The following is a 9,045-nucleotide window of genomic DNA, read 5'->3' as shown; positions in this document are numbered from 1 at the left end:
GATCGAGCGGGTCATGCAGGTGCTGTCCCGCCGTACCAAGAACAACCCGGTCCTGGTGGGCGAGCCCGGCGTGGGCAAGACCGCCGTGGTCGAGGGGCTGTCCCAGAAGATCGTCAAGGGCGAGGTGCCCGAGACGCTGAAGGACAAGCAGCTCTACACCCTCGATCTGGGCGCCCTGGTGGCCGGGTCGCGTTACCGCGGTGACTTCGAGGAGCGCCTGAAGAAGGTGCTCAAGGAGATCCGCACCCGCGGTGACATCATCCTGTTCATCGACGAGTTGCACACCCTGGTCGGCGCGGGCGCCGCGGAGGGCGCGATCGACGCCGCCAGCATCCTCAAGCCGATGCTGGCCCGCGGCGAGCTGCAGACCATCGGTGCGACCACGCTCGACGAGTACCGCAAGCACCTGGAGAAGGACGCGGCGCTTGAGCGCCGGTTCCAGCCGATCCAGGTGGCCGAGCCCAGCCTCAGCCACACGATCGAGATCCTGAAGGGCCTGCGCGACCGCTACGAGGCGCACCACCGCGTGTCGATCACCGACGGCGCGCTCGTGGCCGCCGCCCAGCTCGCCGACCGCTACATCAGCGACCGGTTCCTGCCGGACAAGGCGATCGACCTGATCGACGAGGCCGGTTCGCGGATGCGCATCCGGCGGATGACCGCGCCGCCGGACCTGCGGGAGTACGACGAGAAGATCGCCAACGTGCGGCGCGACAAGGAGTCCGCGATCGACGCGCAGGACTTCGAGAAGGCCGCCGCGCTGCGCGACCAGGAAAAGCAGCTCCAGCTCAAGCGTGAGCGCCGGGAGAAGGAGTGGAAGGCCGGCGACATGGACGTCGTGGCCGAGGTCACCGAGGAGCTGATCGCCGAGGTTCTGGCGACGGCGACCGGCATCCCGGTGTTCAAGCTCACCGAGGAGGAGTCGCAGCGGCTGCTGCGGATGGAAGACGAGCTGCACAAGCGGATCATCGGCCAGGACGACGCGATCAAGGGCCTGTCCCGGTCGATCCGGCGCACTCGCGCCGGGCTGAAGGACCCGCGGCGTCCGGGTGGGTCGTTCATCTTCGCCGGTCCGTCCGGTGTGGGTAAGACCGAGCTGTCCAAGGCGCTGGCGGAGTTCCTGTTCGGCGACGAAGACGCGCTGATCATGCTGGACATGTCGGAGTTCATGGAGAAGCACACGGTCTCGCGGCTGTTCGGCTCTCCCCCCGGCTATGTCGGGTATGAGGAGGGCGGCCAGCTCACCGAGAAGGTGCGCCGCAAGCCGTTCTCGGTGGTGCTGTTCGACGAGATCGAGAAGGCGCATCCGGACATCTTCAACTCGCTGCTGCAGATTCTGGAGGACGGCCGGCTGACCGATGCTCAGGGCCGGGTGGTCGACTTCAAGAACACGGTGATCATCATGACCACCAACCTGGGCACGCGGGACATCTCCAAGGGCATCGGGGTCGGGTTCGCGCGTAACAACGACGCGGAGAGCAACTACGACCGGATGAAGGCGAAGGTGCAGGAGGAGCTGAAGCAGCACTTCCGGCCGGAGTTCCTGAACCGTGTCGATGACACGGTGGTGTTCCACCAGCTCACCCCGAAGGAGATCATCCAGATCGTCGACCTGATGCTCAACCAGGTCGCCGAGCGCCTGAAGGACCGCGACATGGGCCTGGAGCTCACCCAGGAGGCCAAGCAGTTGCTGGCCGACCGGGGCTACGACCCGGTGATGGGCGCCCGGCCGCTGCGGCGGACCATCCAGCGCGAGCTGGAGGACTCCCTGTCGGAGAAGATCCTGTACGGCGAGCTGCGCCCCGGCCAGATCGTCAAGATCGCCGTCGAGGGCGAGGGCGAGAACGCCAAGTTCACCTTCGTGGGCGAGGCGGCGCCGGCATCGCTGGTGCCCGACTCGGCCGCGGCGATCGTCGAAGCCGGCCAGCGCTGAGCCGCAGGTCGATCGACCCGTTCGAGACCCCGCGTGGCACCGCCACGCGGGGTCTCGCATGTGCGGGCATCTTTTGCGGGGTACCTGGTATCGCGCCACCAGATGTAGTACTACACTGCGTAGAGCGAATACGGCCAAGTCTGCTCCCAGTGGCTCACAAGTGGTCACCCGTAGTGTGGCGTCGGCCCCGGAGGTCACCCCTGCGACGTAGTCCGCAATGGGCTCCAGGGGTGACGCGAAACCCGCATACCGGGGGGCATGCTCGGGCAGACCCAGCCGAATTCGGCAGGGAGGGGATTCCCGCCCGGCCCTGCGACGGGCGGCGGGAAGCGCTTCACACACGTAGCACGCTGGAGGCACCGGATGCGCATGCGCCACGACGACGGCACGCTCGTTCACCTGGCTTACAACGCCGGTGTTCACCCCGCTGAAGACCTGGAAAACCTGATCGCCCACCTCACCCGCTACGCGATGCCCGTGCGCAAGCGGCTCGGGGTGGAGCGGATGGGCGTCGGCCTGTGGCTCGCCCCCAGCGTGGCCGACCATCTCATCGCCGACCGCATCGAGCTGGTCCGGCTGCGCCGGTCGCTGGAGGAGCGCGGCCTGGAGGTCGTCAGCCTCAACGGCACGGGCGGTCGCAACCAGGAGTCGCCCGGCCCCGACTGGGCCAAGCCCGAGCGCTACCGCTACACGATGGCGCTGGCCAAGATCCTCGCGTTCCTGCTGCCCGACGACGTGGAGTTCGGCAGCATCTCCACCATCCCGATCGGCTGGCGCCGCGACTGGCCGGCCGACCTGCACGCCATAGCGTCCCAGCGGCTCGAACGCCTCTCCCGCGAACTGCGCGGCCTGTACAGCGTGACCGGCAAGACCATCCGCGTCGGCTTCGAGCCGTGGCCCGGGTGCGTGCTGGAGACCACCGAGCAGGCCCTCCAGCGCGTCGGCGGCATCGACTCCGAGCACCTGGGCGTCTGCCTGGACGCCTGCCACCTCGCCGACGGCCCCGAGGAGCCCGGTACGGCGCTGCGCGAGCTGGCCCGGGCCGGAGCGCCGGTGGTCAAGCTCAGCCACGTACACGACCACGCGGGGCAGGCGCGGGGCGAGCTGCCGACCACGCGTTCGGTGCTTGAGGACACGCTGACCGCGATGCTGTCGGGCACCGTGGCCGGGACCGCGCACGTCGAGGTCGAGACCCACGACCTCGCGGTGCCGCTCCGGGGCAAGGGGCCGGGCGCGCTGGTCTCCGCCCTCGCCGAGGAGCTGGACTGGGCCCGCCGCAACCTCAGCTCGCTGGGCCTCCAGCTCGCCGCCTGACCTGCTCACCCGTGGCCCGGGACTCAAGAGCGGCCCCCACGGTCGGCCGCCCTTGAGCGCTCCTGAGGGCCCGCTCACGGGCCCCTGCGGGGTCAGGCCGGGCGGACGCTCGACGGGTTGTCGATCCAGTCGATGCCGCCCAGCGAACCGGCCCCGCAGCGCTGGGTCACCAGCCAGCCCTGGCTCAGCGTGGCGGTACGCGTGGTGCCGATGGGTTGCTTGACGCCGCTGCCGTCCACACAGCCCTCGCCGCGGGCGATGGCCTCCTGCTCGATCTGCTCGCTGCTGGGGAGCTCGTCCCATGGGTCCGCTGACGCGGCCCCGGCGGGCAGCGCGAACGCGCTCACGGCCGCGGCGCCGGCGACGAACCCGACGGCCAGGCGGCGCACGATGGTCATGTACATGATCGCTCCTAGGTGGGGGGAACCTGCTCGATCGATCATGCACGTTGTGTGATCGAATCACTACTTACCGTTACGAGAGGATGCTGTCACCCTGCACGGGGAGAGTTCAGCCCAGGAAGGCGGTCAGGGCGTCGATGACCACCTGGGGGCGCTCCTCCGGGATGTAGTGACCACAGTCGGCCACCTTGACGACCTGCACGTCGGTGCCCTTGGCGGGCATGGTGTCACGCAGATTGGCGTAGTTGCTGCGGTCGCCGCCGAGCACGAGCATCGGGGCGGTGACGCGTCCGTAGCCGCGTTCGTCCTCGATGTCGCGGTTGAAGGTCTGGTACCACCCGTTGCCCGCGCGGATCGCGTCGGCGGTGGAGTACGCGCGCGCGTAGACCTCGCGGGACCGCTCGTCGATGAAGCCCGGGTCGTCGGACTGGCGGTCGAACAGCCAGTCGCCCAGCAGCCGGTGGCGGCCCTCAAGCAGCTTCTCCGGCAGGCCGCGTACCTGGTTGAAGGCGAACCACCACAGGTAGGAGCGGGCGCCCGCCTCGATGACCGAGTCGACGTGCTGGTCGGGCCCGGGGAGCAGGCGCATGGCGGACCACGACTCGTCGGGGTGGGCGACGTCCAGGAGTGCGATCTTGGTGGTGGCCTCGGGGTGGTTGGCCGCGTGGGCGTACGCGACCATGGCCCCGATGTCGTGGCCCGCGATGTTGACGGTCGTCAGGCCCAGATGGCGGACGAGGGCGTGGATGTCGGCCGCCATCGTCTTCTTGTCGTAGCCGCCGGCGGGCTTGCCGGAGCCGCCCATGCCGCGCAGGTCCACGGCGATCACCCGGTAGCGGCGGGCCAGGTCGGGCATGACCTTGTTCCACTGCCACCACGTCTGCGGCCAGCCGCCGAGCAGCAGCAGCGGCTCACCGCCGCCGCCCTCGACGTAGTGCAGCCGCACGCCGTTCACCTCGGCGTGCCGGCTGGTGAACGTGCCCGGCAGCGAGCGCGCGAGGGCTTCGTCGCCGAGAGAGTCGTTCGCGGACATGGCATCCCCTGTCGTTCGACTGTACGGAAATCTCGTATGAATGACAGTACGAGATGTTCGTACAATCGAACGCAGGGTGTCAAGCCGGTCGTACGAGAATCACGTACAGTGGTCCTGTGGCCGTACTGCACCATCCCGCCGCCGAAGAGATCGAACTCGCCGACGTGCTCGCCGCCCTCGGGCATCCGGTGCGCCTGGCGGCCGCCCGCGCGCTGGCCTCCGGCGAGGAGCGGTTCTGTGGCGAGATCCGGCCCGATGTGCCCAAGTCGAGCATGACCCACCACTGGCGGACCCTGCGCGAGAGCGGGGTGATCCGCCAGCGCCGGGCCGGTCGCAAGCTCTACCTCACCCTCCGCCGCGCCGACCTGGACGCCCGCTTCCCCGGCCTGCTCGACATCGTGCTCAGGTAGCCCGCCCGCCGCCCAGCCGGGCGGTGACCTCGATCTCGATGCGCATCCGCGGGTCCGCCAGGCGGCAGGAGATCATCGTGGCGGCCGGGCGGATGTCGCCGAAGTGCTCGCGCAGCGTCGGCCAGCACGGCTCGAAGTCGGCGGGGTCGGGCAGCATGTACGTCACCCGCACCACGTCGGCGAGCGTGCCGCCCGCCTCGCGCAGCGCCTCCCCGATGTTGCGCAGGCACTGCCGCGCCTGTTCCACCACGTCCTCGGAGATCGTCATCGTGCGGTAGTCGAAGCCCGTCGTACCGGACACATGGACCCATCCATCGACCACGACCGCGCGCGAGTACCCGATCCGCTCCTCGAACGCCGATCCACTGCTGATCAATGTGCGTGCTGTCGTCATGGCACCGCATCCTCACAGCACCACCGGCGATATGTCCAAAAGGAGGAGTTGTTGATCACGGTTTGTATTAACACGAGTGTATTAGTAACGTCGGGCGGGTGACCTTCCCCGTACCTGAACCCCCGGAGCTGCGCCTGCTGGCCCGCCTGCTCGTCGTCTACATCGCCGTGCTCGTCGCGCTGCCGGTGCAGATGCTGCTCAACGGCGACGCCGTGGCCCGCTCGATCATGCGGAACAACCCGTCGCTGGATCCCGCCCACCTGGACTTCGCCGTCGCGGGCGCGCACATCTACTCAGGCGGCCTGCACGCCCTGGACATCGTCCTCACCCTCTGGCTGGTCCTCAAACTGCGCAAAGGCCGCACCTGGGCGCGTGTCGCGTTCAGCGGCTACCTGGTGTTCGCCTCGCTCGCCAGCCTTGTCTCGGCCGCCGCGGGGAGCGAGTACCTGTGGGCGGTGATCGCCTCCGACGCGCTGCACGTCGTGATGTTCGCGCTGCTGTGGTGGCCGAGGCGGGTGCGGGAGTACTTCGCGGCGGCCCGGTCCAAGGCGTCATGATGGCCGGGGCGTGCTAAGAACGAACGTGCCCAGACTCATCGACCACAACGAACGCCGCGAACGGCTCGCCGAGGCGACCTGGCGGGTGATCGTCCGAGATGGCGTGTCCGGCGCGTCCGTCCGTACGATCGCCGCCGAGGCCGGGCAGTCCACCGGGTCGCTGCGCCACATCTTCCCCACCCACTCCGAGCTGCTGGTGTTCGCGCTGAAGCTGGTCATCGAGCGGGCCACGGCCCGCGTCACGGCGCTGCCGCCGGGGCCGACGGCCGTGGCGACGGTACAGGCGGTGGCGGCCGAGCTGCTGCCGCTGGACCGCGACCGCCGCGCCGAGATGGAGGTCTACCTGGCGCTGTTCACCGCCGCCAACGCCGACCCGAAGCTGCGCGTGCCCCGCGACGAGGCGCACCTGCGGATGCGCGAGAGCGCCCGCTGGATGATCGCCCAACTGGACAACGGCACCGACCTGGACCCCGGCGCGGACCGCGAGCTGGAGGCCGCCCGGCTGCACGCCCTCATCGACGGCCTGGCCGCCCACCTGATCTACGAGGGGGCCGCCGCCGACCCCTCCTGGGCTCGGCGGGCCCTCGCCCGGCACATCGGGTCCCTCGCCGCCCCCGGGGGGCCTCACTCGGAGACGACGGCCAGCGGGAGGCGGTAGGTGCCGTCGGGGAGGGCTTCGGCCAGGCCGTCGTGGACCAGGCCGTCGAGGGCGCGTTCGCGCTGGATGGGGTCGGACCACACGGCGTCCAGGGCCGCCTTGGGCACCGGGTCGTGCGAGCCGCGCAGTACGGCCAGCAGCCTGCCCCGGCACTGCCGGTCGGTGCCCGCGTACGTCTGGCCCTTGCGGGCCGGGCCCTCGTGCGGCGGGCGGCCCGCGAGCCGCCACCGGCACAGCGCGGCGATCGGGCAGTCCGCGCAGCGCGGCGCGCGGGCCGTGCAGACCAGCGCGCCCAGCTCCATGACGGCGACGCCCCAGGTGGGGGCGTCGTGCGCGGGAAGCAGCCGGGTGGCGAGGGCGCGTTCGGCGGCGGTGGTGGCCTTGGGCGGGTACTCCTCGCCGCGCATCGCCCGCGCCAGGACGCGCCGCACGTTGGTGTCCAGTACGGCGTGCCGCCCGCCGAACGCGAAGCTGGCCACGGCGGCGGCGGTGTACTCGCCGATGCCGGGCAGCGCGCGCAGCGTGTCGTGGTCGGCGGGCACCTCGCCGCCGTGCTCGGCGGTGATGGCGCGGGCGCAGGCGTGCAGGTTGAGGGCGCGGCGCGGGTAGCCGAGCCGGCCCCAGGCGCGTACCGCCTCGCCGGGCGGCTCGGCCGCCAGATCGGCCGGGGCGGGCCAGCGGGCCAGCCACTGCGCCCAGACGGGCAGCACGCGGGCCACCGGGGTCTGCTGGAGCATGATCTCGCTGACCAGGACGCCCCAGGGCGTGGCGTCCGCACGCCGCCAGGGCAGGTCGCGGGCATGCTCGGCGTACCAGTCCAGCAACGGCTCGCGCAGGGGATTGGGCTCGGCCACCCGTCGAACCTAGCGCAGCCTCCCCGGCCAGAAGCCCGGGTTGTGCGGGATTGACGTTGAAACGCCTGGTCAACGCCCAGGTTGCCGTCCACCGGCAACGATTCCGCATACTGAGTGTATGGATCCGGACGCGTTCCGCGACGATCTCCATGAGGTGGATCCCGAGATTTACTGGCGCCGCAGAATGGCGCTGCTCGTCGCCGTCCTCATCATCGTCGCCGTGGTGGCCTGGGCCTGTTCGAGGACATCGGACGCCCACCAGCCGCCGGCCGCGCGGGCCACGCCCACCGGCCCGGACCCGCTCGCGGCGCTCCAGGCCAGCCCGCGGCCGGGCCCGTACGCGACCCCGGGGGCGCGCAAGGAGCAGAAGCCGTCCCCGACCCCCGCTCCCACGCTGTCACCCGAGGCCGCGACCACCCCCGCCACCCGCCCCGGCGACCCGTGCGCCAGGAGCGACCTCGTGCTGAACCTCCAGGGCGAGCAGCAGGTCTATCCGGGCGGCACCCGGCCGAAATTCGTGGTGACGCTGGTCAACACCGGCGACGTGATGTGCAAGACCGATGTCGGGCCGCGCGCCCTGGAGATCAGGATCACCTCCGGCGCGGACCGGATCTGGTCGACCTCCGACTGCATCAGCGGCGACGGCGTCGAGATCAAGCGCCTGGAGCGGGGCATCCCCTACGTGCGTCCCGTCGAGTGGGACCGGCACCGCTCGGGCGGCCGTTGCGGCACGGCCCGGCCGGGGGCGCGCCCCGGCACCTACGTGGCCGCCGTCTACGCCGATGACCTGCAGAGCCCCCCCAAGGCCGTCTTCCACCTCCGCTAGGCCGGGCGGACGCCCCGCACGTAGTAGAGCATGATCGGCAGCTCGCCGTCGTCCTCGACCGTGAAGCCCGCGCCGGGCAGCAGGCCGGCCAGCAGGTCGCGCGGGTCGTGCCGCATGGCCGCACCGAACAGCGGCCCGGCGAGCCGGGCCAGCAGCGGATTGGCCGGCGGCCTGGACTCGGCGATCAGCACCCGCCCGCCGGGCCGCAGCACCCGGAACATCTCCCGCGCGGCGGCCGGACGGGCGTCCGCCGGGATGTGGTGCACGGCCAGGCTGGAGACCACCACGTCGAAGGAGGCGTCGGGAAAGTCGAGCGCCTGGCCCTCGCCCACCTGGTAGGAGCAGTTGGCGGGGGCCCGGTCGCGGGCGTGGCCGATCATCGCGGCGGACGGGTCGATGCCGGTCACGTGCCCGCCGGCCCCGGCGACCGGCGCGATGATCCGGCTCAGGTAGCCGGTGCCGCAGCCCACGTCGAGCACCCGGTGCCCGGGGCGGACCCCGGCCAGGGACGCCAGCCGGGTGAACATCTCGCGCCGCCGTCCGAGGAAGCCGGCCCGGGACACGATCTCGTAGGCGCGCGGCCGGTCGATCGTGCCGCCGTGGTCGGCGTGTTCGTGCAGCGCCTTGCCCAATGCCATCACATCTCTCCCCTCGGGCGAACCAGG

11 protein-coding genes are annotated in these 9,045 nt (G+C 71.0%); 6 read left to right on the top strand and 5 right to left on the bottom strand.

From position 1 onward, the window contains the following. Nucleotides 1-1,933, top strand: a 1,933-nt coding sequence (locus DP939_RS40450; protein WP_147268333.1) for an ATP-dependent Clp protease ATP-binding subunit, incomplete at its 5' end; no start/stop codon positions are given. 363 nt (nucleotides 1,934-2,296) lie between these two features. Continuing rightward, on the top strand, nucleotides 2,297-3,247 hold the full coding sequence (locus DP939_RS40445) for a sugar phosphate isomerase/epimerase family protein (protein ID WP_113986135.1): 951 nt from the start codon (nucleotides 2,297-2,299) through the stop codon (nucleotides 3,245-3,247). 92 nt (nucleotides 3,248-3,339) lie between these two features. Here the strand turns inward: DP939_RS40445 and DP939_RS40440 are convergent, their stop codons facing one another. Together DP939_RS40440 and DP939_RS40435 are read right to left on the bottom strand one after the other, a co-directional pair. Then, nucleotides 3,340-3,651, bottom strand: a complete 312-nt coding sequence (locus tag DP939_RS40440; RefSeq protein ID WP_113986134.1) for a hypothetical protein — start codon at nucleotides 3,649-3,651, stop codon at nucleotides 3,340-3,342. Nucleotides 3,652-3,757: 106 nt separating this feature from the next. Further along, nucleotides 3,758-4,681, bottom strand: a complete 924-nt coding sequence (locus tag DP939_RS40435; protein ID WP_113986133.1) for an alpha/beta fold hydrolase — start codon at nucleotides 4,679-4,681, stop codon at nucleotides 3,758-3,760. 116 nt (nucleotides 4,682-4,797) lie between these two features. On the opposite strand from DP939_RS40435, the gene DP939_RS40430 reads away from it, so the two are divergent. Beyond that, nucleotides 4,798-5,091, top strand: a complete 294-nt coding sequence (locus DP939_RS40430) for an ArsR/SmtB family transcription factor (protein ID WP_199565733.1) — start codon at nucleotides 4,798-4,800, stop codon at nucleotides 5,089-5,091. On the opposite strand, the gene DP939_RS40425 is transcribed toward DP939_RS40430, so the two are convergent. Then, nucleotides 5,084-5,485, bottom strand: coding sequence for a RidA family protein (locus tag DP939_RS40425; protein ID WP_113986131.1), 402 nt, complete (start codon nucleotides 5,483-5,485; stop codon nucleotides 5,084-5,086). The two genes, DP939_RS40430 and DP939_RS40425, sit on opposite strands and share 8 nt — an antisense overlap. A gap of 98 nt (nucleotides 5,486-5,583) precedes the next feature. Between DP939_RS40425 and DP939_RS40420 the strand changes: the two genes are divergently transcribed. Together DP939_RS40420 and DP939_RS40415 are read left to right on the top strand one after the other, a co-directional pair. Continuing rightward, nucleotides 5,584-6,042 (top strand): hypothetical protein, encoded by a 459-nt coding sequence (locus tag DP939_RS40420; protein WP_113986130.1) that lies wholly within the window; start codon nucleotides 5,584-5,586, stop codon nucleotides 6,040-6,042. 25 nt (nucleotides 6,043-6,067) lie between these two features. Beyond that, on the top strand, nucleotides 6,068-6,700 hold the full coding sequence (locus tag DP939_RS40415) for a TetR/AcrR family transcriptional regulator (protein ID WP_113986129.1): 633 nt from the start codon (nucleotides 6,068-6,070) through the stop codon (nucleotides 6,698-6,700). Here the strand turns inward: DP939_RS40415 and DP939_RS40410 are convergent. Next, on the bottom strand, nucleotides 6,667-7,554 hold the full coding sequence (locus DP939_RS40410; protein WP_113986128.1) for an HhH-GPD family protein: 888 nt from the start codon (nucleotides 7,552-7,554) through the stop codon (nucleotides 6,667-6,669). The two genes, DP939_RS40415 and DP939_RS40410, sit on opposite strands and share 34 nt — an antisense overlap. 118 nt (nucleotides 7,555-7,672) lie before the next feature. Between DP939_RS40410 and DP939_RS45715 the strand changes: the two genes are divergently transcribed. Beyond that, nucleotides 7,673-8,380 carry an RAD23 family protein gene (locus tag DP939_RS45715; RefSeq protein WP_147268332.1) on the top strand — a complete coding sequence of 236 codons (708 nt, stop codon included), beginning with the start codon at nucleotides 7,673-7,675 and terminating at the stop codon, nucleotides 8,378-8,380. Here DP939_RS45715 and DP939_RS40395 read toward each other — a convergent pair. Then, nucleotides 8,377-9,018, bottom strand: coding sequence for a class I SAM-dependent methyltransferase (locus DP939_RS40395; RefSeq protein ID WP_199565732.1), 642 nt, complete (start codon nucleotides 9,016-9,018; stop codon nucleotides 8,377-8,379). The two genes, DP939_RS45715 and DP939_RS40395, sit on opposite strands and share 4 nt — an antisense overlap. Nucleotides 9,019-9,045: the final 27 nt, after the last annotated feature.

The organism is Spongiactinospora rosea, assembly GCF_003315795.1.
GTDB lineage: Bacteria > Actinomycetota > Actinomycetes > Streptosporangiales > Streptosporangiaceae > Spongiactinospora > Spongiactinospora rosea.
This window is presented reverse-complemented; position numbering and strand designations above follow the sequence as displayed.

Coding starts and splice junctions, on each gene's coding strand:
- DP939_RS40395 (WP_199565732.1), bottom strand. CDS start 9,018: ATGGCATTGGGCAAGGCGCTGCACGAACACGCCGACCACGGCGGCACG.
- DP939_RS40445 (WP_113986135.1), top strand. CDS start 2,297: ATGCGCATGCGCCACGACGACGGCACGCTCGTTCACCTGGCTTACAAC.
- DP939_RS45715 (WP_147268332.1), top strand. CDS start 7,673: ATGGATCCGGACGCGTTCCGCGACGATCTCCATGAGGTGGATCCCGAG.
- DP939_RS40425 (WP_113986131.1), bottom strand. CDS start 5,485: ATGACGACAGCACGCACATTGATCAGCAGTGGATCGGCGTTCGAGGAG.
- DP939_RS40440 (WP_113986134.1), bottom strand. CDS start 3,651: ATGTACATGACCATCGTGCGCCGCCTGGCCGTCGGGTTCGTCGCCGGC.
- DP939_RS40435 (WP_113986133.1), bottom strand. CDS start 4,681: ATGTCCGCGAACGACTCTCTCGGCGACGAAGCCCTCGCGCGCTCGCTG.